Here is a 26,601-nt window from a genome sequence, read left to right on the forward strand (position 1 = left end):
TTTATCTATACCTACTTACATTAAAACACACAATTAATCTATTTTTAGAATGCTAAACATCTTATATATACATAAATTACTTTATAAAAGTGTTTTAGCAAACTCTATATTATCAAATTCTTTTTCTTTTATATACCTTATAGATTTAGTTAAATAACTTCTATGATGCTCAATAGTTTTAGAGAATACTTGAATAAACCTAACTATTTCCTCTTTAGAATCATTTCTTTCCTTTATATATTTTCCAACTAGATAAAACCTAATAAATGAATATCTCATTAATAACATAATATATCCATCAAAAATAGACTCTTTTTCATTAAACGGAAACATATTATTATAAATAAAATTAACTAAATAATTTTCAAAAATATATGTATACTTATCAAGAAATTCTTTATTATATTCTTCAAAAACCTCTATATATGTTCTATTATCAGCATCTTCTCTATTCAAATTAAACGAATCTATAATTTGCTTTGTATATTCCTTAAACAAATCACTATCTACTTCTTTATCTATATTTAATAAAGATACCATCTTCTTAAAGAAATCTATTTGAAGCATAAAATATAAACTATTTTTTTCATAAAAACCTTGAGTTCTGTTTATATCATAGTTATTAATAAACTTTTCTATGTTATTAAAATTACTTTCACTTTCATCTTCTAAATTATTGATAAATTCACCTAATACGAAAAGTCTTTCAGTTAATTCTAATTTTCTATTTTGAATTATTTTAATACAGACTTTCCTTATCTCTTTAAAGTACTTTGCAAGTGAATTGCTTAATTCTTTAGATTTAGTATCAACTTGGTTTGATAATATATGTTTACCTATCTCCTCTTCGCTTTCTTTAAACTTAATTCCCTCTTCATTCAATAATAAAATTCTTGCAGCTTCAGGACAAGCAACATCAAGGGATCTTTCATAACATCCATCAACTAAGTTTGTTATCCTTGGAAAACATGTACAAACATTTGAAAGATAATCTTCCCCAAGTTTTGAATGTATTACACAATAATTATTACAATCTAAAAAAGGACATCTTTTATCATCCTTTAATTTTACCTTTCCATAATCTACATCATCACTAAAACTTTCTTCATTATTATGTACATTTTTTTGAAACATTCTTTTCATCTCTAAATCTTGTACTTTATAATATTTTCTAAATGTAACCTTATCGATATCTATATCCCATCCAATACAACAGCTATCCTCACAAGAACCACCTATACATTTAAACTCATTATAATATTCTGGATATATACTTTTAACTTTCTTCCCCATAGTTCATTCCTCTTCTAACAATTAAGTATAGGCTCATTTTACTATAATTAAAAATTAAAATCTATATTTAATAAGTATACTTAATTTAATGACTATACCTTGTCAAAATTTAATTTCATATTATTAAGTAATTCGTACTCAAAGATTTTCTAAATATATACTAAAGAGATTACCTATAAAGTTTTTAGGTAATCTCTTTTAATTAATATATATTTATATAATCTAAATTGTATATGAAACATTATACTGGTAATATTATTGTAAATTTACTTCCTTTATTTAATTCACTTTCTAACGTAACCTTTCCGTTATGTAGCTCCACTATATATTTAACTAATGTTAATCCTATACCACTACTACTTACCTGAGTTGAATTCATATTTTCTCCTTGCTCAAATCTATTAAATATGAACTTCTGGTCTTCTAATGATATTCCTAGTCCTGTATCCTCTACTGAAATACTTACTAACTCACCATAGTCTTTAATAAATACTCTGATTTCTCCACCTTCTTCAGTAAATTTAACAGCATTTCCTATAAGATTAATAATACATCTCTCTATTTCATTAGGATCACAACATATTATTTTCTCCTCAATCTCTGGGTCTATAATTAGTTCAATTCCTTTTTCACTTATTAAACTACTCATTCCTAGTGCAGTTTCTTCAACTAAATATACAATATCAATACCTTCTTGTTTTTTTATCTTATATGCACCTGATTCTATCTTTGAACTGTCTATAATATCATTTATAATTCCCAATAAATTATTAGAACTCTTCGTAATAATATTCAGATATTTTTCTCTATTTTCATTATATAAATTATCTTTTCCAACTAATGTCCGTACTAGCTGTACTGTTGCTATAATAATATTAATTGGTGTTCTTAACTCATGAGAAAGATTTACAAAGTAATCATTTTTAAACTTCTCATTTTTAATGTTTCTTTCATATAACTCCCTATTCGTTTCCATCTGAGCATTTATTTCCTTAGTCTGCCTATCAACTATCGCTTTTAATATTTTAACATGATTTCTAACATAAATAACTATAGCAGCTATTATAATAAAATAAAGTATAAATGCAGTTTTAGTTCTCCATATAGGACTTTTTACAATAAAGTTAAGAGAAGTTTCTTCAGTTATATCTCCATTACTCTTTATGCCCCTAACCTTAAATGTATAATTCCCTGGCGATAACAAAGTATAAATAGCATTATTTCTATTTTCAGGATATTGCCAGTCACTATCAACCCCTTCAAGCATGTAGGTATATGAAACTCCACCTATTCTACCATAGTCAGGTAAAAAATATTTAATCTCTATATTATTCTCATTATGATTAAGTTTGATAATCTCATTATCATCATAATCTATTAATTGATTATTTACTCTAATATTACCTAATACAACCTTATCTTCATTATATATTTCTTCTTTTATTTCACTTGGATTAAATGAAATAATACCTTTATTTGTACCAAAAAACATTTTACCACTCTTTGTCTTATAGGCTGCTCCCCTATTAAAAAGAGTTCCTTGTAAACCATCTGCTTCAGAGTAATTCGTAAACTTTTGTTTTTTTATGTTAAACTTACTTAAACCATTATTAGTTCCAATCCATAAGTTTCCTTCATCATCAATTAATAAAGAGTTTATATAATCATTTGCAAGTCCATCTTTTTTAGAATAATTAGTAAATGTTTCTGTTTCTATATTAAATTTATTTAAACCGGCATTGGTACCTATCCACAAGTTACCATTACCATCACCTTGAATACAGTTTATAGTATCATAAGTTAAGTCATTATTATTATCATCACTTGTATAATTCTTAATTATCCCTTCTTCTTTATGAAACTTGATTAACCCTGTATATCTACCACCAGCTAACCATAATATATTTTCATCTTCTTCATCCTGAAAGATATCAATTACCCTATAATTAGATAAGCCATATTCCTCAAAGTGACTATTATAACTTTTTGCAAGATTTCCACCATTTTTATGTATATAAAAACCTTCATTGCTTCCAACCCATGTAGATTGTCCATCATAATAGAATTTCAAATAATTTTTATTAGCCGCTTCTCCTAAGCGATTTTTATTAATGTTTTGTATAGTCCCATCTTCTTTTAATATCACATCCACAGACTCATCTGTAGAAAGCATAATTTTACCGGGTTCTACCTCATGTAAATGGTTTATAGAATTACTGCTTAAAGATTGCTCCATTGTATCATCATGAACATATCTTATGGTCTCATTTGTTTCTTCGTTAAAACAAAATACTCCATTATATTTAGTTCCTACCCATATATCTCCATGACTATCTTCTAATATTGATGTAACACTGCTTTCAGAAATACCTAGGTTATGTAATAAATAATTATATTTTTTATTAAATTGTTGAGTATTATTTAATATACTCACTCCGTTATCTGTCCCTATCCAAATAACTCCATTCCTATCCTCATATACATAAGTTATATAATTACTTAATAAACTATTGGATACTTCTTTATCGGTTTTATAAACTTTAGTTATATCATCTTTTTGTTCATACTTTATTAATCCATTTGAGCTTGCAAACCATATATTTTCCTGTGAATCACATAATATATAGCTGATATCTGTATTAATTCTTTCTCCTATATCTACATCAAAATAAACGCTCTGTATCTTATTATCATTAATATAATAAATCCCACTTTTTGTTGAATACCAAGTTTTATAATCGTTATCAAAATCTATACTATATATATATTTATTATTTTCATGAATATCTTTCATTTTATTAATTTCAAATGTATTAATATCTATGTATGTTGCTCCACTTTTAGTAGCTACTACTATATTACCATCTTTAAACTCCTTAATATCTGTAATATAGCTATTAGTTAAAGAGTTACTATTACCCTCTTCTGCATAATACTTTCTAAATTTCCCTGTTTGCTCATCATACATATTAAGCCCATCAGAAGTTCCAACCCACATTGTATTATTATTATCCTTAAATATAGCGGTCACGTGATAGTTTGATATCGAATAATCACTATTATAATTATTTCCTATTCTGGTGACTTCGTTAGTTTTCATATTTATTATACTTAAACCACCACCAGTTCCAACCCACATATTACCATTAGAATCTTCAGCTAAAGCTGTTATATATGTTGAATTTAAGCTCTTTTCATCTTCATAGGAATAATTATAGATTCGGACTCCACTTCCATCATATCTATTTAATCCATCTGCCGTCCCAATCCACATATATCCTCTAGAATCTTGTAAAATTTTTGTTATATAATCATTGGAAATCCCATCTTTTACTGTTAACGATTGAAAATTAACAGCATCATTTTTTACTATTTCATTATCATATATAACTTTATCATCGGAGTATACGATTTGATTACCTCCGAGTACTATAATAAATAAAAATAGTAAAAATATTATATATTTTCTCTTTTTACTCATTTTCCCCCCGAATAATTAAATCAATATTTTTAACACCAATATTTTAGCAAAAACTTCCTTTTTTCGTCAATATTATAGTGGTAATTTTCAAATAAATTCATAGTATTATTATATTAATATATAATATGATTCTGTTATCAAGTTCCATTTTTAACTATTTTAATATTGAATAAGCTTTTTATGTAAGCTTATTCACTTTAATTTTAAGAATAAATAAAGAACTATATTTAAATCTCCTTATATAATAAGTAGTTTTTATATAGTTCTTTCTATTCATCTATAATACAATCACTATCTTCTAATGTTTTATTTATATCAAGTATTTACCCTACCAATGTTTTCCTCACATTTTATATCCTCTTTTTTAATATATCTGCTTTCCAAAATAGCAAATATTATTAAAGTTATTGTTACTCCCATTGTAACATCTGATGCAAAATGAGCTCCTACCATTATTCTACTTATTGGAACTACTAATATCCATAATAAAGAAAAACCTATAAACCAATTTTTCTTTTCTCTTAAAGATGTAATAAATGTTGGAATTAATGTAATCCAAATCATAATAGCTGCATTTGCACTATGTCCTGATGGAAATGACATAAATTCATTATCTGTTGTTAACTTCTGTGGAATAAACCAAAGAGAGAAACCTTCAAAAGAGCCTGTTGCAATCATATGCCTATATCGTTCTCTTCCCCATCCCATTTTAACTAAATTAAAAGTTATAACAACAAATACAAAAGTCAATACGCCTACAATTGCTGCGTTACGTAATTCCTCTCTATTAGTAGAGGAATACTTTTTAGCAATTATATAAGAAATAACTATATATAAAGTAGCAATTATAGGAATAAGCACTGTAGGTCCATTAAAATATTTTACTGGTAGCATAGCTGCCATCAGTGCAAATAGGAGCAATAATATAATATATCCACCTGTTCTTAAATTATATTTTACTGACTTTTCTTCATTTCTAGTTAGCATTAAACTAACTGTGCAAAATGTTGCTATAACCGCAGCTGGAAATTCTCCAATAGCTTCAAATATCATCCCAAAACTACTATTAGAATTATAGATTGCATTTGAAATCTGTAAATCAGTAAAAGCAAATATCACCAATAAAATACCAATAACTAATAACGTATATTTATAAGTTTTTCTCATATATTCATACCCTCATATATTTATTTTGAATACTTTAAAATAAATTTCCCCATTTCTATAGCACAATCTTCACTTTGTGGATATACCCCTATGTTATCTCCATAAGCATGTCCAAAGCCTTTGTATAATACAGTTGTTGTATCAACTCCAGCTTTAGTAAGCTTTGCTGCATAAGCTAAACATTCAACCTTTAAATAATCATGTTCTCCAACAGTAATAAAGGTAGGTGGTAGCCCCTTTGCTTCTCTTATATATGGAGTCAAATATTCATTCTTAACATCATTTGTACCTAATATATCTTCTAATCCTCCAGTCATACCCCCAAACATACCTAACATCATTTCAAGTCCTGCTCTGTGCTTTGGAGCCATTTCATATTCATCCATACTCCATTTAAAATACTCATCTTCAATACCTGCCATATTTACTGTAGGATAAAGTAATAGCTGACCTTTTACCATTCCTAAGTTATCTTCCATATCTCTTGTTGTACAGTATTGAGTCAGATTTCCTCCAGCACTATCTCCTGCTACAAATATATTATTTTTATCTCCGCCAAATCCTTCTGCATTTTCATAAATCCATTTTAGTACAGAGTAACAGTCAGTATGCCCTATTGGATATGGATTTTCTGGAGCTAATCTGTAATCTACTGAAAAAGCCAATATGTCTGTTTTTCTCAACTATTAGTTTTACAAGTTCTTCAACAACATCTGGTGATCCTCCAAAGAATCCGCCTCCATGAATATAATATAAAATAGGTGCATTTTCTTTAATAGTCTCAGACTTATAAATACGTACTGGTACCTCATATCCATCATCAGCTTTAACAGTTTTATTTATAATATCTATCTCTTTTTCAACTATTGGAATACTCTTAATTTCTCCAAACATCTTTCTTAACTTTTCAATCCCTTTTGCTGATGTATCCATCTTTGTCATGCTTTTAGGCATAAATCTCATTATTGTCATTTGCTTTTTCATATCTTTATAAAGACGTGGATCCATAGCACCTTTTTCATCACTATCTGGTAAATTCTTAACTAAAACTTCTACTCCTTTTATATTTACCAATTCTTGCCTTTCAACTATCTTATTTAATAAATCTTGTGAATATTTTCTACTCATTTTTCCTCTCCTTCCCCATTACCAACTTTTATAAAACCTTTACATAACTAATAAAATTTAAACGCACATTTTGCTTATATTCAAATCTGTGCGTTTAATTTATTAATTAGATATTATCATTTTTAATTAATTTATTGTTGTAATTTCTTGTCCACTTTTCAGCTGTTTCTTGACAATTTATTAATTGACGATATTTTGATGGAGTCATATTGTATTTTTCTTTAAATATGTTTATAAATGATTTTACATTTAAAAAGCCATGTGTAAGTGCTATATCCTGAATATTATCATCGCTATTAATTAAATCTTCATAAGCTTTTGAAAGCCTATAATTGGCTAAATACATTTTATATGTAACTCCAAACCACTCATGAAATTTCCTTGAAAAATACTCACTACTCATATAGAATTGTTTAGAAATTTTATCTAACGATAATTCTTCTCTGTAATTTTCACCTATATACATTAAAATTTCCTTTTGTTTATCTCTATATTTAAAATAATTTTCTAAGTTAGAATTATCATCTTCAACTGTAAAATTAGATAATAAAATATATAATATTTCATAAAGATATGAATTAATCTTAATATAATCTAATTCCTCTGGATTCAAATATATATCTTTAATAGTCAAAAAAATATCTACTAATCTTTTTTTGCTATTACTTTTCTTATAAATATCAAATCTAATATTATCAATATTAGGATATACGCTTTTTATAAAGTCATAAGATAAAACTAAAATGATTCCACCACATAATTTTCCTTGCTTTTTTTCTATCTCATGTACATCTCCGCTATTTACAAAAATAAAATCTCCACAATTAACTTTAATACTTCTACCGTTAATAACCCCTTCTACTTGCCCTTCTGTTAAAAATGTAATCTCTATACTCCTATGCCAATGGGGCCCTATATAAAAAGCACTTTTCGCATCAATATTTTCCTTTCCCCAATATCCTAACATAGCCGGTATATTAGGGTTTAAATTAACCTTTTCATATGTAACACCATTCATAATATTCTCCCCTTTTTGACTAATACCTTCTAATATTGATACTATTTATTTAATTCGTTAAAGGAATCACCTTATCAGGTTCATCATATCCTCTCTCTAATAAAGATATTCCTTTTAAATTATTATCTTCTAAATATTTATTACTTTCCTCATTATTTATTGGATTAAACATAAGCCCTATAGCTACAGTAATTAATGCTATTACCGATACTAAAACTACCCCAAAGCTTGGTTTCTTATAGTTAAGAACATTTTTCACTCTGCTCTTAACCTCACCTTCTCCAAATGCTATAGGGGCTATACCTACTTTATTCTTGTCAGTTGCAAATAATAATAGAGACATAGAATACTCTTTTTTTATTTTACTTCCCAATTCTTTTACTACCGTCTCATCACATGACATTTCCATATCCTTTGACATTAATATAAACGAAAGCCATACAAATAAGATTACATAGGAAGAGGTTATACTCATTTTTAGAACTGTTAAGAACAATTTATCCATAATTATTCCTCCTCATATTTATCAATCAACTCTTTTAATTCATCAGCTTGTTTCTTACTTAACTTTTTATTTCCCATAAATGCAGCTAAAAACTTAGGTAAAGATCCACCAAATGTATCCTCAACAAATTCCTCACTTTTATATTTAAAATATTCATCTTTTGATACAAGTGAAGTAACTATTGAATTATTATTTTCTAATATCCCTCTTAAACATAGTTTTTTAAGTACAGTATATGTAGTGGATTTTTTCCAATTAAATTTCTCTTCACATAAAGCTACAAGATCACCGGATTTTATAGGCTCACTATCCCATATAATCTCTGTAAACTTCATTTCTCCTTCTGCTAACTTATACTCTTTCATCCCATTCCCCTCCTTAGTCTATCGATAATAGACCTTATATGGTTTACTCTATCACTGATAGACCTAATTGTAAATATATTCCTTTTACATTTTTTATTATTTCAAATTTAAACCATTAAAACTTAATTATACTTGATATAAACAAGTTCAGCTAAAATTGCAAAATAAATATACCTGTAGCAGATATTTTAATATCTTTATGCCACAGGTATATACTTACTCACCATATTTCTTGTGATATTTAACTTTTACATTTATATTAGGATGCATTTCACAAAACTGACTAATTACATAGTAACAGCTTGGACACGGTTCCCATTTACTATACAATATAAGTTCACCATTATCCTTTAATTCTCCACCTGAAATTTGCTTATGTATTTCTTCAAATATCTTTTTTTCACTATCATTAACTCTTTTATATCCTACTCCTAGTTTACCTAATTTATTAACCTTACAAGCTTCAAAAGCAGCTTTTCCTAAATAAGGTGCATTACAATAACCCCTTATATTATTTTTACCACTTATAGCCTTAAACTCTTTGCCATTAAATGAAGCTATAGCAATATTTATAGTATCTTGAAGTGCTTCACTTTGGTCTATCTTAAAAGATTTTATTTCACTTTCATGGGATTTCATATATTTATTTAAATTTTTTATTAGCCTTTCCATTCTAGGTATATTATTATTTAAATGTTGATGATATTCTACTGTTCCTTTTGTTGCTTTAATATAATCTTTATTAAGTTCTTTTGGAATATCTATGGATAATGTTTTAACTCTTTTTTGTACATTATAATTTTCAAATATTTTATCATTTTTATTTGATATCATTCTTTTTAATAACTCAATATCTTTAGCATAAACATAATATTTACTTAGTTCTTTTTCGATGTTATATATTTTATCTATTCCACTCTTATCAATAACACTAGATATTTTAGGTTTTAAAGTTTCAATAATATTTATAATTTCATCTACATCATCTTGAATAGATGGCTCTCTTTCATATTCTTCCCTATCTATATGTAATCTCTTTATTCCTTTTATTTGTCTACATAATTTTTTATGATTATCTTCAAATAATACTATTTTCTCAATATAATCAATAAAACTATTTATGTTATCAGCTCTAAAAGTATGTTCTTCATCTTTAATAAAACTATGTAATTTATCAGCTACTTTTTCATCTACATTAAATACCTCTATAATTTCTTTTTTTAAGTTATTATCTTCTATTTCCTTAAGTCTATAACCTTCTTTTAGAGAAGCTTCTTTAAAATCTCTTATTGTACATATATCTATTCTTACTTTTTTTCTTTTATTTAAAGTTATATTATCTTCTCTCATATTTACCTCTTATCTTTTGATTAGTTAACTACAAACTTTTAATCAAACAACTTTTCTTCTAACTTGTTATAATTTAAAATAGTTATACTTTTTCTATCAAAATCAATAATAGCTTCATCCCTTAAGTTTATCAACTCTCTAGATAGTGAAGGTCTAGGTATACCTAAATAAGCAGCTATATCTTCCTTACTTTCATTCAACATAATAATATTAGAATTTGCTATACTACTCTTTTCTAAAATATAATCAACCACTTTATGGTTAATAGACTTTAATGAAGTGCTTTTTACCTTTTTATTTAACATAATTACTTTATCGCTTAAAAGAGTAATAAAATTTTCTAAAATTTTTTCACTTTTAGAACATAATTTTAATATTTCTTTTCTATTTATAAAAATAATCTTACAATCACTTTTTGCAATAACTGTAGCTGGATATAAAGATTTGCTCGATATAACAAGTGCTTCCCCAAAAACATCTCCTTCTGATAATTTAGCTAAAACTATACTTTTTCCACTTGAATAAATTCTTTCTAATTGAATTAGGCCTTCCTCTATTATTCCAATATTTTCACAAATATCACCCTCTTGAAATAATATTTGTCCCTTATTATAGCTAGTTTCTGAGTATTTTATATACGAGAAAATACTTTCTATCTCCTCATCACTTACTCCTTTAAAAAGAAAGTTATTACTTAATTTATTCTTCATAATAAACTCCAAATATATTTTATTTTAAATAATCCAATATCTTATCTATATTAATTGCTTCTCTATATTTTAATCATAAATTTCTAATCATGCAATGTAATAATCTATATTTAATTATTTCCAATATTACAATGATTGTTAAAAATAATAAAGCTCCATTAAACAACTTAGTCTAATAGAGCTTTATTATTATTTTAATCTATACATTATAGCTTCATATGGTCTTAAAGTTAAATTTTCAAGAAGTGTACTAGAATCATCATAGTTACTTAATAAAATTTCTGCAAAATTAAAATCATCATTAAGTCTAAAATTAACTGTATCGCAATAGAAATTACAAACTACTAATATTTTATCTCCATTTAACTCTCTTATATAAGCAAAAATATTTTTATCTTCTGGACATACTAATTTATAATCTCCATAGATAATAGTATCATTATTCTTTCTTATTTCTATCAGTTTTTTATAATGATAGAATATTGAATTTTCATCTTCTAATGCTTTTTTCACATTTATTTCTTTATAATTTTTATTAACTGCAAGCCATGGTTTTCCTGTTGTAAATCCTGCATTTTCTGAATCATCCCATTGCATTGGAGTTCTAGCATTATCTCTTCCTTTAATGTATATAGAATTCATTATTTCTTCGTGACTATATCCCTTTGAAATTCTATCCTTATACATATTTAATGTTTCTATATCATTATATTCATCAATATTTTCAAGTCTTATATTTGTCATTCCAATCTCTTCACCTTGATAAATATATGGTGTTCCCTTCATTCCATGAAGAAGAGTTGCAAGCATCTTAGCACTTTCTACTCTATACTCTTTATCATTTCCCCATCTTGAAACTATTCTTGGAAGGTCATGGTTATTCCAGAATAAACTATTCCATCCTTCACCTTCAAGTTCTGTTTGCCACTTAGATAATACCTTTTTAAGCTCTAATAAATCTAAAGGCTTAACATCCCATTTATCCTTACCTTCAATTTGATCTAATCCTATATGTTCAAATTGGAATACCATACTTAATTCTTTTCTTTCAGGGTTTGAGTAAAGCTTGGCTACTTCTGGAGTTGCTCCCCAAGTCTCTCCAACAGTTAATAAATCATTTCCCTCTAAAGCTGCCTTATTCATCTCTTGTAAGTATTCATGAAGCTTGGGACCGTTACCGGTAATCATATCATCAGGCACTTTACCGATAAGGTCAATAACGTCCATTCTAAATCCACCGATACCTTTATCAATCCAGAAATTCATCATATCATAAACTTCTTTTCTAACCTTTTCATTTTCCCAATTTAAATCAGGTTGCTTTTTACTAAATAAATGTAAGTAATATTGCCCTGACTCTTCATCATATTGCCATGCACTACCGCTGAAAGTTGAGCCTAAATCATTTGGTTCTTTACCATTAACAGGATCTCTCCAAATATAATAATCTCTATATTCATTATCTTTAGATTTTTTAGCTTCTATAAACCATTTATGTTCATCAGATGTATGGTTAACAACTAAATCCATCACAATCTTAATATTTCTTTCCTTAGCTTCATTTAAAAGCCTGTCCATATCTTCCATAGTTCCAAATTCATCCATGATATCACAATAATCACTTATATCATATCCATTATCATCATTTGGAGATTTATATACTGGACTAAGCCATATTACATCTATGCCTAATTCCTTAAGATAATCTAGCTTTTCTATTATTCCATTTATATCTCCTATCCCATCACCATTGCTATCATTAAAGCTTCTTGGATATATTTGATATACCACTGAACTATGCCACCATTTTCTCTCCATAACTTCCACCTCTCATTAATTAACATCCTTAATTTATTAAATATAGAAAATATTAATATTTATCTACAATAAAATTATATTATGTTTTTTTAATAAAGTCTATTTTTTATATATTTTCTAATACTACTAATCAAAAATTCTGTAGCCTATGCTTGAACAGATATATCTTATGCACATGTTGCTATTATTATATCTATATTATTATCGTCAATATAAATACCTTCTTCCTTATAAGAATAATCTAAAGTTTCTATTATTCCATCATATATATCCTGTTATTATTAATACCTATTCTTATATTTTATTAATCCTTTTCTTTACCCACTAATCATTAAAGATATGATATAATTTATATGCTTATAAATTATAAATTTACTTTAAAAGAGGTACTTATGATAAAAGAATTAAAGATTTATTTTACATCTGACCTTCACGGTTATATTTATCCAACAGATTACATTGAAAAATCTAAAAAAAACATTGGATTATTAAATATTATTAATCAGTTCGATAAAGATGGGAACACTCTAATAATTGATGGTGGAGATACTATACAAGGCTCACCATTTACAAATTATTTAAGTAACACAGAGTTTGAAGTACATCCAATAGCTTCTATTATGAATGAAGGTGGATATGACTTTATAACTTTAGGTAACCACGATTTTAATTATGGTTTAGATTACTTAAAAAACTATTTAAGCAATTTAAATGCTACATGTCTTTGTGCCAATGTAGTAGATGAAACAGGAAACCTACCTATACTTCCATACAAAATTAAAACTATGGAAAATGGATTAAAAGTAGGTATAATTGGATTTACTACTGACTTTATAAATAGATGGGAGCGTCCTGAAAATATAAAAGGCATAAATATTACAGATACTTTTGACTCAGTAAAAGAATATTTTGATGTTGTGAAAAAACAGTGTGATTTAACTATAGGTATTTATCATGGTGGTTTTGAAAATGATTTAGACTCTCATAAAAAATTAAGTAATACAAAAGAAAACATTGCTTACAAAATTTGTGCTGAGTTTGATTTTGATATCCTTCTTACTGGACATCAACATATGTCTATAGCTAATATGAATCTTCATGGTACTCATATAGCTCAAACTCCTCATAATGGAAGTAAATTCTTAAAGTTAAATCTTACTATAGATGATAATAATATAACTAAAATTACATCATCATTAGAAGCTGTAACTCTTAATCCAAATAAAGATATGTACGAAAAATTCTTATCTTTAGAAAATAAAGTTCAAGAGTGGCTAGATACACCTGTAGGTTTCTTAGATACAGAACTACAACCTACGGATCATTTACATATGGCTTTAAACGGATGTGCCTTAGCTAACTTTATAAATCAAATTCAACTTGAAACTAGTAATGCAGATATATCATGTACATCTTTTGCAAATGTGATAAAAGGTTTTGATAAAAATGTTACCGTAAGAGATATTATGTCAACTTATCCTTACCCAAATACATTAGTTATTCTTGAAGTAAATAGAGATATTCTAAAATCAGCATTAGAGAGATCTGCTAGTTATTTTGATAATAATAATGGTTGTGTAACAATATCAGAAAGCTTCCTTAAGCCAAAAGTTGAGCATTATAACTATGATTACTTTGCAAATATTGAGTATACTTTTGATTTAAATAAAGAAATAAATAATAGAGTTACTTCTATTAAATATAAAGGACAAGAATTATCAGATGGACAAGTACTTAGCTTAGTTATGAATAACTATAGAGCAAGTGGTGCTGGTGGATATGATTTCTATCAAAACTGTACTGTACTTAAAGAAATCTTAGTTGAAATGCCTGAAGTAATTATTAACTACTTCAAAAGTAATTCAAACGTAAAGGTACATAAATCTACATATTTAAAAACTATTATTTAGTTAAAAGTAAAAAGAGTTAAAAATTGTATAAATAACAAATATTAAATTTATTATTTCGTACTAATTTTTAACTCTCTATCTTTAATTTTTAACTTACTTATCCTCTAGTAAGCTTAGTTCTTATCTTAGTTGAAAGTATCTCTACTATTAATACTAAAATTACTAATCCACAAAGAATAGCTCCAACTTCATCCCAGTTAAATGCATTCATTGCAAATATTAATGGTGCACCTATACCTCCAGCTCCAACTAATCCTAATACAGAGGCATCTTTTATATTTATTTCAAATCTATATATAGCTGTAGATATGAAATCAGTGAATAATTGTGGAAGTATACCATATCTGATTTTATCAAAAGTATTACATCCTGCAGCATCTAAAGATTCTAAAATTTTTATATCTAAATCTTCAATTGATTCAATAAATAGCTTAGATATCATTCCAATAGATATAACTGATACTGTAAGAACACCTGCAAATGCACCAGGCCCAGTTACACGAATAAACATTAATCCATAAACAAATGCTGGGAATGTTCTAAGTGCTGCTATAGTAAATAATCCTATTTTACTTATCCACTTAGGCATTAAATTACTAGCTGATATAAAAGCTAATGGTATTGCTAATATTGTTCCTATTAATGTACCAATTAGCGCTATACAAACAGTTTCTAATAATAAAGCTGGAACCCCTGCCTTAAAATCAAGTAACATCTCCATATCAGGGTGTAATATACCTGAAACTACATTTTTAGCAATTTCAATACCATTTCCCTTTATTCCACTAAAAGCTATTCCCTTAGAAGCCCATACTATTACAAGTACAACAAATAATACAGTTAGGGCTTTGTGTATCCACATATTTGGTTGTTTTTCTAATTGTTTTTTAACTGTTAACTCCATATTACCCTAACCTTTCTCTTATGTATTTACTTCCATTTTCTATAATTACAACTGTAATGAATAACATAACAAGGATCATCCCTACCTTATCATATTCTCTCCATCCAATCTTTTCATTTAAAATAAGACCAATACCACCAGCACCTACATATCCAAGTATTGCAGCTGCTCTAACGTTTATTTCTAAACTATAAAGGCAAATTGATAAGTATGATGGCATTATTTGAGGCATTATTGAACCAACAAAAGCTTTAACTCTTGTTGCTCCCACTGCTTCCATAGCTTCAAAAGGTCCCATATCAACAGTTTCTATTTTTTCATATAACATTTTAGTAACAATACCAAATGTAAAAATTGATATAGCTACAGTACCAGCAAAAGTACCTAAACCAAATATATAAGTTGATATTAAAGCAATAATTAATGTTGGTAATGTTCTTGTAATACTCATTATAACTCTGATTAAATTTAAAACTATCTTAGATTTATTAATGTTTACAGAACACATCATCGCAAATGGGATTGCTATAAAACTACCAATCATCGATCCTAAAACAGAAATTTTAACAGTTTCCACTAAAGGAGGAATAACTGACTTTATATAACTAAAATCTGGTGGGAACATATCTTTTAAGATTACAAAAAATTCATTTCCCCTCTTAACTATAGTTTCAAACTTAAATCCAGTTACATCACCTGCAATAATTAAAGCTATTACTAGTCCAATTATCACAAAAGGTGCTATTGGTGTTGGAGGTTGCATTTCTTTCCCATTATTTAAAACTATTTTTTTAGGCTTAAATATACTTTTAATCTTTTCTAACATGCTTTTAAGCCCCCATTACTTCATCTTCAGCTAACTCACGGCCGTATATTTGTTTTAAGATTTCACTATCAACATCTTTCGCTGGTCCATCATATACTATTTCCCCTGCTTTTATTCCAATAACTCTGTCTGCATATTTTAATGCTAAATCTACATGATGGATATTAATTAATACTGACATATTTAATTCTTTATTAATCTTTTTAAAATCATCCATAACTTGTGTTGCAGTTATAGGGTCTAGAGCTGCAACTGGTTCATCTGCAAGAATTATTTCAGGTTTTTGCGCTAATGTTCTAGCTAAAGCTACTCTTTGTTGCTGTCCCCCAGAAAGTTGATCTGCTCTAACATAAGATTTATCTAGTATACCAACTTTGTCTAAAGCTTCTAATGCTATAACCTTATCCTCCTTAGAGTATAATCCTATAATAGATTTCCATAATGGCATATCTGGCACTCTTGAAGTTAATACGTTATTTATTACTGTAGTTCTAGTTACCAAGTTAAATGATTGGAAAACCATTCCAACCTTACGTCTAAATTTTCTTAATTCTTTTCCTTTTAAATCATTTACTTCTTGTCCATTTACAGTTAATGATCCTTCACTAATATCATGCATTCTATTAATTGTTCTTAATAATGTTGACTTACCAGCTCCTGATAAACCTATTATTGCCACAAATTCACCTTGATTTATTTCAAGCGATATATTTTTTAATGCATGTAATCCATTTGGATAAAATTTATTTACCTTATCAAACTTAATCACTAGTTTCCCTCTTTCCCATTTTCATGATATTTATGAATATTTTTCTTGTTTGCTCTTTATACACAAAATGAGTTCATGCTAGCATGAACTCATTTTTATTAATTATTACTGCATAGATTTAATTAATTCTTGCGCAGCTCTTTCTCCATCATAGTTAGCATCATCAGCTATTTGATAACCTTTATGACTATAAATAGAAATAATTTCTTGACCTTCTTCTGTGTTACCGATATTAATGAAAGCTTGTTGTATAGCTTCCTTTAATTCAGGAGTCATTGAAGCATCTTTAGTTACTGATATAGTATCGTTATATATCCCATCAGTTACACCTATTATGTTTGTTTCTTCCCAGATTGAAGCTGTTCTTCCAAAATCAGAAGTCCATTTTTCAACATTGTCTAAACGAGCATCTGCGTATGTTACCATTACGTCAATTTGTCCGCTTGCTAATTGAGTGAATGCTGTAGTGTAATTATCTAATGCTACCTTACTTTGTAAATCAGTTATTGATATACCAAAGTTATCTTGTAGCCATAAGCTTGGATATATGTATCCTGCTGGTGAAGTTGTATTTGATGAAACTCCCCATGTAGCACTTTGAATATCTTCTAAAGTTAACTCTTCACCATTATTTATTTTAGCAGCTAATTCTTGACCTTTTTCACTTGGTCCAGCAATTACTAGTGCTCTATAATAAGTTACTTGCTCATCTGTATTTTCTGTTGGAGCTGTATTCCAATCTGCAGCGTTCTCTGAATCATGGCTTAAACCAAATCTAGTTGCTGTTAATGCAACATCTACACCATCATCATATAATACATAAGTCCCACCTGGGATAAATCCAACTTGAGCTGTTCCTGATGATAAAGCTTCTCCAACTGCCTCAAAGCTTGTCCCAACTACAATTTTAACATTATTAAATTCATATCCTAATCCAGCTAATTCTGTCTTTAACATTTCTGATAAAGGTGCTGTAGCTGTTTGGATTTCTTCAGGATTTCTTGATGGTACAAAGTATACAACTAATTCGTCATTAGATGCTTCACTTGAACCACACCCAATTAACATTGACATACTTAATACTAATACTGTAAGTAATGCAAATAATTTTTTCATTTTGCTTCTCCTCATACTGTCTAATTTTTTCAGCATTATTATAGCATAATTCGATGAATTTTCCACTATTTTATTGTTTTTTTACAAAATTTTAACCTTTATGTTATACTATTTCTAGTAAAGATAAAATAAATACTTAATAATTCATACAAAAAGAAGCCATCCTTAAGATGACTTCTTTTTTTACAATATAATTAAATATCCTTAAATCTGATATGAAAATTTTCCTACCAAAACGTAAAATTCGAAGTATAATTTATTCTAAAAACATTTTTAAATCATCTTCAACATTTGTTATTCCACCGATTCCAAAGTTTTCAACAAGTACTTTAGCTACATTTGGTGAAAGGAACGCTGGTAAAGTTGGTCCTAAGTGAATATTCTTTACTCCTAAGTATAATAGTGATAATAATACTATTACAGCTTTTTGTTCATACCATGCAATATTAAATGCTATTGGTAATTCATTTATATCTTGTAATTCAAATACTTCTTTTAATTTTAACGCAATTAAAGCTAATGAGTATGAATCGTTACATTGTCCTGCATCTAATACTCTTGGAATTCCGTTTATATCTCCTAAATCTAATTTATTATACTTATATTTTGCACATCCTGCAGTTAAGATTACTGTATCTTTTGGTAATGCTTTTGCAAAATCAGTATAGTAGTTTCTTGACTTAGCTCTTCCGTCACATCCAGCCATAACGAAGAATTTCTTTATAGCTCCAGTTTTAACAGCTTCAACAACTTGGTCTGCTAATGCAAATACTTGGTTGTGAGCGAATCCACCGATTATTTCTCCTCTTTCAATTTCTGTTGGAGCTTTACACTTCTTAGCTTGTTCAATTATTTCTGAGAAATCTTTATTATCTTCACTTTCTCCCTTAATATGCTTAACACCTGCAAATCCTGCTGCTCCAGTTGTATATAATCTATCCTTATAGCTATCCTTTGGTGGTACTATACAGTTAGTAGTCATAAGGATTGGTCCGTTAAAGCTTTCAAACTCTTCTTTTTGTTTCCACCATGCATTTCCATAGTTTCCTGCAAAGTGTGAATACTTCTTAAATGCTGGATAGTAGTGAGCTGGTAACATTTCTGAGTGAGTATATACATCAACTCCTGTACCTTCAGTTTGCTTTAATAATAATTCTAAATCTTTTAAATCATGTCCTGATACAAGTATTCCTGGATTATTTCTTACACCGATATTAACCTTAGTTATTTCTGGATGTCCATAAGTTCCAGTATTAGCCGAATCTAATAGAGCCATACCGTCTACTCCAACCTTACCAGTTTCTAAAGTTAAAGCTATAAGCTCGTCTATGCTTAATGAATCATCTAAAGTTTTAGCTAAAGTTGACTGCATAAATGCATTTATATCTTCACTATCATATCCTAAAGCATTCGCATGTTTCATATATGCAGACATACCTTTTAGTCCATATATGATAAGTTCTCTTAAGCTTCTTATATCTTCATCTTTAGTTGCAAGTACACCTACAGTAATTGATTTCTCATCAAATATCTTATCTATATTTACTTCTTCTGTTCCACTTCCTAATACAGCATTTTTAATCTTAGAAAGTATTCCTACCTTGTTATCAATTTCTTTGTTTGAAGTTGCATTCCATAATGCAGCTTCTGATAAATTAGTTTTATTTTCTAAAGTAGCTAATAACTCTTCTTTAGTTCTTAAAGTTTCTTTAACTCTCTCATAGAAAACTTCATCATCAAAGTTTGCATTAGTTATAGTTGTAAATAAATTTATAGTTATTAAATGGTTAACTTGTCCATCTATTTTCTTACCTTCAGCTCTTAATCTCGTAGTTACCTCTGATAATCCTTTAGTTGTATATATCAATAAATCTTGCATTCTAGCTAAATCAGGTGATTTACCACACACTCCAAATTGAGTACATCCAGTACATCCTGCTGTTTCTTGACATTGAAAGCAAAACATCTTATTTTCCATCTTTATTCCTCCAAAGTTTAAATATTTATTTTACATGCACATTTTACATTTTATTTTGATAATTTTCAGTAACATTTGTTACGCATTTTAAATTTTATAAATTATTTAATTTTTCTAATACTTCTTCTAAATTTAATCCATGAATGCTACAAGCTTGTTCTAATGATTCAACTCTTGCTGATGGGCATCCTAAGCACCCCATACCAAATCCCATTAAAACATCTGCTGCCTTAAAATTTATATCTAAAATTTCACCTATTGTCATATCTTTATTTATCATTATCAATTCACTCCTTATCTTTTTAAATTCTTAATCATTGGTGCTTTTGCTATTGTTACTAATACTTTACTTACTTCTTTAGCTACAACATTGTGTTCTATTCTTGCATCAAAAGGTAAAAAATCACCAACTTTTAATTCAATTCTCTCACCATTAGCAAACTCCATATCAACTTCTCCACTAATAACTTGTATTGTTGCAAATCCGTTATGCTTATGGTTCGGCAATCCCTTTCCTTCATCAAACTTAAAATATACAGTTTTAAATCTATCATTTTCTGTTACTATTTCTCTATTAGCTTCTATTCTATTAAGATTTAATTTTTTCATATCTTAGCCCTCCATAATATACCTTTTTTCTAACTCTTCTAATATAGATAAGCATTTTTCTTTAACATAATTATTTTTATCTTCAAAATCATTACATTCTTTATTAACTAATTCTAAAATATTTATGTCTAATTCTCTTTCAGCATATTTATAAATAACTCTGTCCTCTTTATCAATATGTCTCTCTAAAAGATGAGTATATGAAATAGCATTTGCAATAAGGTCTAGCTTTGCATCTTCATCTCCGTCTTTAACCTTTTCTAATGCTCTATTTAAATCCTTGATATAAAGCCTTCCTAAATCATGCTCTACAAGCATCCCAGTCTTAACTACTTTTTCTGCAGTTCCTCCTAAATGCTTAACCATCTTATCAAAAAGTATATCTTCCTCTTTCTTATGATGGTGCTTATCTGCATACTCTACTATAAATTCTAATATTTTATCAAAATCATCATAATTAATATCTTCACCTTTTAAAACTCTAGAACAACATGCTCTTACTACCTTAAGCATACGGCTAATATTCTTATGCTCTTCATTCATTATTAATATAGCTTTCATATTAATTCTTCACCTTCTCTATTTTTAATATTTATATTAACTGCTAAATAACTTTTTATCTTAACTTGAAAATCATTTTTTAATTTACTAGCGACTACATTTCATATGATATATCAATTTGTATTTAAGTTCTGTAACAACTGTTACTAAAATTAAAAATATTTATTTTATTTATACATTTTAATTTTATTATATCTAAATAAAATAAGATACATCCAATTGTAATCAGATGTATCTTATTTATCTCTTTATTATTAGAATAAACTAAAACTTATTTAATTTTAACTAACTGCAAGAAACATTCTCGCTCCCATACTGCTATAATTATTTTCCTCAAATCAATTTAACTTATTGCTTAAATTAAACTTCTTGTTTTAAACAAGTTTTCAAGTCATCATCAGGAGTACTTATCAATCTTAAATCAAAGGTATCTACTAAATATTGAAGTACATTTGGACTTAAGAATGCTGGAAGTGTTGGACCTAAGTACATTCCCTTTATTCCAAGTGATAATAAAGCTAATAAATCTGCTACTGCTTTTTGTTCATACCAAGATAATATTATTGATAATGGTAACCCATTAACATCAGTACCAAATGCATCAGCAAGAGCTGTTGCAATTCTAACTGCTGAATATGCATCATTACATTGACCTACATCTAAAAGTCTTGGAAGTCCTGCAACTTCTCCAAAGTCTAACTTATTGAATCTGTATTTTCCACAAGCTAAAGTAAGTATAATGCAGTCATATGGAACCTTCTTTGCGAATTCTGTATAATAATTTCTTCCTGGTCTTGCTCCATCACATCCACCAATTAAGAAGAAATGTCTTACCTTACCATCCTTAACTGCATTAACTATAGTTTCTGCATTACTCAATGTTGCATGATGTCCAAAACCTACTAATATTTCGTGTGGTTCTTGATCTTCTTTAAATCCCCCAAGCTCTAGGGCTTTATTTATGATTTCAGTAAAGTCTTTCTTACCATCTTTATTTTTTCCTATATGTTTAACTCCGTCCCAACCTACTACGCTTGTAGTAAAAATTCTATCCTTATATGTTTCTCTTGGTCTCATAAGACAATTTGTAGTCATAAGTATACATCCTGGTATATCATCAAATTCTTTTTGTTGATCTTGCCAAGCACCACCAAAATTTCCTACAAGATGAGAATATTTCTTAAGTCCTGGATATCCATGACTAGGTATCATTTCTCCATGAGTATAAATATTAATTCCTTTTCCTTCAGTTTGCTCTAATAACATTTCAAGGTCTTTTAAATCATGTCCTGATACTATAATAAAAGGTCCTTTTTTAATATGTACATTTACTTTATGAGGTGATGGATTCTCATAAACTGTTGTATTTGCTTCATCTAATTTTTTCATTACTGCTACACTCATATCTCCAGTTCTCATAGTCCATCTTATTAATTCTTCTACATCTAAAGTATCATCTGTTGTAGCTTCAAGTGCTCTTATATAAAAATTATCAACTTGATCATCATAATATCCAAGCTCTCTTGCTTGATGTCCATAAGCGCTTATTCCTTTTAATCCATAAACTATAGTTTGTCTTAATGAACGAATATCAGGGTCTAAATCTTGATCATACATTATACCAGCTTTTTTTGCATCATCCAGCATTTCTGCTTTAGTATTGCTTAAATTATATGTAGCATGCTCTGTATCATTCTTTATTTTCCCTACTTGTTTTCTTAATCTTTCTTTTATTTTTTGAGATTCCTTCAACATTTCAACATGAACATCTGCATCAAAGTTTACATTTGTTAAAGTTGTAAATAATGCATTTTCAACAAAGCTCACTATATCCTTATCTACATTCTCACCTTTTTCAACTATTTCTTTTGCATAACAGCTTATCCCTTTTATTTGATATATAAGCAAGTCTTGTAGTGCTGCAACTTCTGGTGTCTTACCACATACACCTAATTTGGTGCAACCCTTTCCCCCTGCAGTTTGCTCACATTGATAACAAAACATTGGATATTCTAATGCCATATTATTTTCCATAGCTTATACCTCCGATTAATATTTTCTATAAATATAATTCCCTAAACTTCTTAAAATATTATTGCTAAAATAATATGCTTCAAACTTTTTATGAAATATCGAAAGGTATTCTATCTTCAATAATATATAAGTATAAAAAAGTCGATAATAATTATTCTTTTTTATATAAAAATAATTATTATCGACTATCATTTTACTCTTTAATGTATATTATTTTTTTATTTAATTACATAGTTGCTTTCATCAATAACTTTAATTTTTTTATTTCCTTGGAAATAATTTATTATTATTTCACTTATATCGACATTTATTTCCTTAACTACTTTTGCATTTTCATATGCTGGATATATCGAAGTATTAGTTGCACGATAATTATTTAAAACTACAGTATAGTCTTTATCTAAATCAATCTCTTCATTATCTTTCTTCATAGATACAACTCTATCACCAAATTCTCTAGATAAATCTATTTCATATGTCAATCCACCAAAAGTATCATAATTATAGTTTTGTACCTTAGGAACCAAGAATCCATTGTTTATTTTTACTTCTCCATCTTCTACAACAAAATATGTAGCAGCCTTTTCTATGGCTTCCTTTAATTTATGTCCATTTATTTTTAAGACCATTAATGTATTTGGATATGGATAATTAATTAATACATCTCTAATTGAAACATTCTTTTTAAATCCAATAGCTGAATCAAATAATGATAATGCTGAGAAATCAGCTCCTGAAACATCTAGCTGTACTTGGTGTAAGAAGTTTATAAATGGATGTCCCTTTAATCTTGCTATAAAAATATCATCCATTAATATATCTTTATCAAATTCACCAATCTCATTATTTAAATAATCTTGCAGCTCTGCTTGAACATTATTAAATATCTTTTCCATATCTTGATTAATTTCATCATTTAACTTAGATACATCTATTAATTCATAAGATGCTTCTTTACTTTCAGTATCTAATACAATCTTAGTAAAGTTTTGTCCATTATGTAATGGTTGTGCGCATACTATTCCATTTATCTTTGTTATAAATGATCTATGTTGATGTCCACTTAATACCATATCTATTGAATCATATTTTTCTAGTAATTCACTAGCTTGATTTTCTTTAGTTAATTTTTCTGTAGGAGTATTGTTTCCATCTAAACTCTTTTCAAATCCTCCATGATAGCAAACAACTATAAAATCAGTCTTTTCCTTTAACTCATCTTCATATATACCATATGTTTCTACTGGATCTAAAAAATTTAACCCATCTATATTTTTTTCATGTTCCCAATTTGGTATAAATGATGTTGTAAATCCAATACACCCTATCTTAAAGCCATTAAAGTCAAATATCTTATATGGCTTAGTTTCAAGTGATAAACCTTCAATATTAGAATTTATTATTTTATCTTCTACTTCTTTATAAGAATTAATTAAATAATCTTTCCCATAATTAAACTCATGGTTACCTATAACATAAGCATTATATCCAATAAACTCTAACCCTTGAATTAGAGGATTTCTTTCTATTTTTTCCTTAGATAAATAGTGAGCTAATGCTGACCCTTGAATTAAATCTCCACAGTCTATTTTTAAAGATGCATCATAATTCTTCTCATCTTTTAATATGTAACTTCCTATCTTAAGAATCCCAAGTGGCATATCCTTTACATAATTAGTAGGATAAACATATCCATGTAAATCACTAGTTTGATATATTGCTACTTTCATTTTTATTCTCCCTTATTATATCGTTTGACCTTTTTCCACTAAAATCATATCTCCATTTTCGTTATAAAGTTTTTCTGGATGATATGAGTGAATAGGTGCTAATAACTTAGGTTTTATTAAGTTAATTATTTCTATTAAATCGTATGGACGAGCATGTCCACTACAAACAACTCTATTAAATTCAATTTTTCTATCTGCAAAAGATTTTACAAAAGGCGCAAAAGCTGGATCAAATTCTCCTAATGGTTGTGCATCGCAATGGATATAAACTCCGCCTTCTTTTAGCTTATCAAAATATTTAAGTGCATTAGCATCTAACTGCCATAAATATTTTTCATTATCCTCTAATAATTCGTTAAAGTTTACTTCTAATTCTTTCTTTAATCCATATTCTTTATTATCTAAATTGTAGTACTGTACTTCATATCCTGTTGCTTCTTTTAATACATATGCATTGTATGAATCTAAAACTACAGTTCTCTTCACATTTTTTATTATATTTAATATTCTTTCAATATTTGAAATATAGTAATTAAATGTAATCTGCTTTCCTTCATTATCATTAACTATTTTATTAATTTTATCTATTAATTCTGATTCTGTCTTTGGCTCTCCTTCTCTTATAGGGTCTCCAAAGTCTTGGAACGATACACTTACACCTTCAATTAATAATACATCGCAATTTTCACTTTCTTTACAGAAATTTAAAGTATCGCTTTTTCTATATCCGTGAAGTCTTATATCTCCAGTATAAGCTATAGTTAAATCAGGAGTTTCAATAAATAATCCACATGCTCCGTAAGCATCGTGATCTACAGGCATTACTTTAACTTTAATTTTACCTACCTGTACTATTTCATTTTCCTTAACTCCAATAATATCTCTTGTATTCTTAGTACCATCATTGTTATATAATGGGAATATAAAATCATTATTTATATTTAAAGTATTTAATAAAGATTTTGTACCCTCTAATGTATATAGAGGTACTTCTGGATTTAAGTAGTTTATAATCTTAGAATGGTCTAAATGCATATGTGATAAAAATACTGCTGTATTATCAAACTTATTTTCTTTAGACTCATATCCCTTTAAAGGAATTTTAGGATCAAACATATTATCTAAAAATGGAACTAAATTCTCATCTAATAATCCCTGTAAATCTGTTGGCTGAACCTTTGCCGCTGGATTATATTCTGAACCAAAATCAAAGAATATATGACTATCTTCATAGGCTATCTCGATAATAGTTCCTCCAATTGTTAAAACTCCACTATGGAAAGTAATCTTTGTTTTCTTATCTTTTAAAACCATTCTATAAACAACTCC

Annotated in this window: 23 protein-coding genes; 1 reads left to right on the forward strand and 22 read right to left on the reverse strand. The window is 27.8% G+C overall.

Translation table 11 applies throughout. The annotated features are described in order from the left end of the window. Window positions 1-81: 81 nt before the first annotated feature. From fliB to ARA56_RS03190, 11 genes are all read right to left on the reverse strand, one after another. Window positions 82-1,293 carry a flagellin lysine-N-methylase gene (fliB, locus tag ARA56_RS03145; RefSeq protein ID WP_055263858.1) on the reverse strand — a complete coding sequence of 404 codons (1,212 nt, stop codon included), beginning with the start codon at window positions 1,291-1,293 and terminating at the stop codon, window positions 82-84. Between the two features lie 241 nt (window positions 1,294-1,534). Next, window positions 1,535-4,774, reverse strand: coding sequence for a ligand-binding sensor domain-containing protein (locus ARA56_RS03150; RefSeq protein WP_055263860.1), 3,240 nt, complete (start codon window positions 4,772-4,774; stop codon window positions 1,535-1,537). Window positions 4,775-5,089: 315 nt separating this feature from the next. Next, window positions 5,090-5,941, reverse strand: a complete 852-nt coding sequence (locus ARA56_RS03155) for a phosphatase PAP2 family protein (protein WP_055263862.1) — start codon at window positions 5,939-5,941, stop codon at window positions 5,090-5,092. Window positions 5,942-5,961: 20 nt separating this feature from the next. Then, on the reverse strand, window positions 5,962-6,606 hold the full coding sequence (locus tag ARA56_RS16905) for an alpha/beta hydrolase (protein ID WP_207642899.1): 645 nt from the start codon (window positions 6,604-6,606) through the stop codon (window positions 5,962-5,964). Beyond that, complete coding sequence (locus tag ARA56_RS16910; protein WP_207642900.1) at window positions 6,545-7,069, reverse strand: hypothetical protein; 525 nt, start codon at window positions 7,067-7,069, stop codon at window positions 6,545-6,547. The genes ARA56_RS16905 and ARA56_RS16910 overlap by 62 nt, the downstream gene beginning before the upstream one ends. A gap of 106 nt (window positions 7,070-7,175) precedes the next feature. Then, window positions 7,176-8,087, reverse strand: coding sequence for an AraC family transcriptional regulator (locus tag ARA56_RS03165; RefSeq protein WP_055263864.1), 912 nt, complete (start codon window positions 8,085-8,087; stop codon window positions 7,176-7,178). Between the two features lie 49 nt (window positions 8,088-8,136). Next, window positions 8,137-8,592 carry a M56 family metallopeptidase gene (locus ARA56_RS03170; RefSeq protein WP_055263866.1) on the reverse strand — a complete coding sequence of 152 codons (456 nt, stop codon included), beginning with the start codon at window positions 8,590-8,592 and terminating at the stop codon, window positions 8,137-8,139. Between the two features lie 2 nt (window positions 8,593-8,594). Then, window positions 8,595-8,957: a BlaI/MecI/CopY family transcriptional regulator gene (locus ARA56_RS03175; protein WP_055263868.1), complete on the reverse strand. Its 363-nt coding sequence runs from the start codon at window positions 8,955-8,957 to the stop codon at window positions 8,595-8,597. A gap of 216 nt (window positions 8,958-9,173) precedes the next feature. Beyond that, complete coding sequence (locus ARA56_RS03180) at window positions 9,174-10,307, reverse strand: deaminase domain-containing protein (RefSeq protein ID WP_055263870.1); 1,134 nt, start codon at window positions 10,305-10,307, stop codon at window positions 9,174-9,176. Window positions 10,308-10,345: 38 nt separating this feature from the next. Then, window positions 10,346-11,017 (reverse strand): Crp/Fnr family transcriptional regulator, encoded by a 672-nt coding sequence (locus ARA56_RS03185; RefSeq protein ID WP_055263872.1) that lies wholly within the window; start codon window positions 11,015-11,017, stop codon window positions 10,346-10,348. A gap of 189 nt (window positions 11,018-11,206) precedes the next feature. Further along, complete coding sequence (locus tag ARA56_RS03190) at window positions 11,207-12,835, reverse strand: glycoside hydrolase family 13 protein (RefSeq protein WP_055263874.1); 1,629 nt, start codon at window positions 12,833-12,835, stop codon at window positions 11,207-11,209. Window positions 12,836-13,227: 392 nt separating this feature from the next. Between ARA56_RS03190 and ARA56_RS03195 the strand changes: the two genes are divergently transcribed. Next, window positions 13,228-14,745, forward strand: coding sequence for a bifunctional metallophosphatase/5'-nucleotidase (locus ARA56_RS03195; protein ID WP_070205635.1), 1,518 nt, complete (start codon window positions 13,228-13,230; stop codon window positions 14,743-14,745). Between the two features lie 97 nt (window positions 14,746-14,842). On the opposite strand, the gene phnE (ARA56_RS03200) is transcribed toward ARA56_RS03195, so the two are convergent. The 11 genes from phnE (ARA56_RS03200) to ARA56_RS03250 all read right to left on the reverse strand — a co-directional run bounded on the left by phnE (ARA56_RS03200) (window position 14,843) and on the right by ARA56_RS03250 (window position 26,586). Continuing rightward, entirely contained in the window at window positions 14,843-15,649 is an 807-nt protein-coding gene (gene phnE / locus ARA56_RS03200; RefSeq protein ID WP_055263876.1) for a phosphonate ABC transporter, permease protein PhnE, read from the reverse strand. Window position 15,650: 1 nt separating this feature from the next. Further along, a complete protein-coding gene (gene phnE, locus ARA56_RS03205) occupies window positions 15,651-16,475 on the reverse strand; it encodes a phosphonate ABC transporter, permease protein PhnE (RefSeq protein ID WP_055263878.1) in 825 nt (274 codons plus the stop codon). Window positions 16,476-16,479: 4 nt separating this feature from the next. Beyond that, complete coding sequence (gene phnC / locus ARA56_RS03210; RefSeq protein ID WP_055263880.1) at window positions 16,480-17,244, reverse strand: phosphonate ABC transporter ATP-binding protein; 765 nt, start codon at window positions 17,242-17,244, stop codon at window positions 16,480-16,482. A gap of 105 nt (window positions 17,245-17,349) precedes the next feature. Next, window positions 17,350-18,360 (reverse strand): phosphate/phosphite/phosphonate ABC transporter substrate-binding protein, encoded by a 1,011-nt coding sequence (locus tag ARA56_RS03215; RefSeq protein WP_055263882.1) that lies wholly within the window; start codon window positions 18,358-18,360, stop codon window positions 17,350-17,352. A 256-nt stretch (window positions 18,361-18,616) separates the two neighbouring features. Continuing rightward, complete coding sequence (hcp, locus tag ARA56_RS03220; RefSeq protein WP_055263884.1) at window positions 18,617-20,338, reverse strand: hydroxylamine reductase; 1,722 nt, start codon at window positions 20,336-20,338, stop codon at window positions 18,617-18,619. 94 nt (window positions 20,339-20,432) lie between these two features. After that, window positions 20,433-20,618, reverse strand: coding sequence for a DUF1858 domain-containing protein (locus ARA56_RS03225; RefSeq protein WP_055263886.1), 186 nt, complete (start codon window positions 20,616-20,618; stop codon window positions 20,433-20,435). A 14-nt stretch (window positions 20,619-20,632) separates the two neighbouring features. Continuing rightward, the gene (locus ARA56_RS03230; RefSeq protein WP_055263888.1) at window positions 20,633-20,947 is read right to left on the reverse strand and encodes a cupin domain-containing protein; all 315 of its coding nucleotides are present in this window, start codon (window positions 20,945-20,947) and stop codon (window positions 20,633-20,635) included. A gap of 3 nt (window positions 20,948-20,950) precedes the next feature. Beyond that, window positions 20,951-21,508: a hemerythrin domain-containing protein gene (locus ARA56_RS03235; RefSeq protein ID WP_055263890.1), complete on the reverse strand. Its 558-nt coding sequence runs from the start codon at window positions 21,506-21,508 to the stop codon at window positions 20,951-20,953. Window positions 21,509-21,868: 360 nt separating this feature from the next. After that, entirely contained in the window at window positions 21,869-23,542 is a 1,674-nt protein-coding gene (gene hcp / locus ARA56_RS03240) for a hydroxylamine reductase (RefSeq protein ID WP_055263892.1), read from the reverse strand. 218 nt (window positions 23,543-23,760) lie between these two features. Then, complete coding sequence (locus tag ARA56_RS03245; protein ID WP_055263894.1) at window positions 23,761-25,272, reverse strand: bifunctional metallophosphatase/5'-nucleotidase; 1,512 nt, start codon at window positions 25,270-25,272, stop codon at window positions 23,761-23,763. A gap of 15 nt (window positions 25,273-25,287) precedes the next feature. Continuing rightward, window positions 25,288-26,586, reverse strand: coding sequence for an MBL fold metallo-hydrolase (locus ARA56_RS03250; protein WP_055263896.1), 1,299 nt, complete (start codon window positions 26,584-26,586; stop codon window positions 25,288-25,290). Window positions 26,587-26,601 lie beyond the last annotated feature (15 nt).

It is taken from the genome of Clostridium disporicum, from assembly GCF_001405015.1.
Lineage (GTDB): Bacteria > Bacillota > Clostridia > Clostridiales > Clostridiaceae > Clostridium > Clostridium disporicum_B.